Genomic DNA, 427 nt, shown 5'->3' with positions numbered 1-427 from the left:
ATACATAACACGCCGAATACCAGCAGCCGAGGCCTTTGCTTGAACACTTGCCATACCGAAGCATCTGTGGCTTCTTCCAGTTCTGAGTGTTCCCGATAGTTTGTTACCCGATTGTCGGCAGGATTGGTTACATACATTAAAACGATGATTACGCCTATCAGGCCTGCGAGGCCATTGCCCCAAAAAATCCAGGCAGTGTAGTGCCAGAAAAGATAGCCAGCCAGAACCGGGCCAACGCCAGAGCCCAGATTGTAGGCAAGATAGCTTAGCGACATCACCGCATTGCGATTGGCAGGGGTAGATAGATCGGCGACAAGGGCATTACTTGCCGGGAGGGCAACACCAAAAAAGAAGTAGCTGACAAAAAGCAACGCGGGTAGCAGGGTATGCCAATCGGTAAAGAAACCACTCACGACCAAGATTATCG

The 427-nt window shown here is 50.6% G+C and carries 1 protein-coding gene; it reads right to left on the bottom strand.

Going from position 1 to position 427, the window contains the following annotated elements; genetic code table 11:
* The coding region (locus DUK53_RS17210; RefSeq protein ID WP_143813233.1) for an MFS transporter at positions 1 to 427 on the bottom strand (427 nt) is incomplete at both ends.

It is taken from the genome of Listeria sp. SHR_NRA_18, from assembly GCF_003856515.1.
Lineage (GTDB): Bacteria > Bacillota > Bacilli > Lactobacillales > Listeriaceae > Listeria_A > Listeria_A newyorkensis.
The sequence above is the reverse complement of the archived record's forward strand: the minus strand, read 5'-3'. Positions and strand labels throughout refer to the sequence as shown.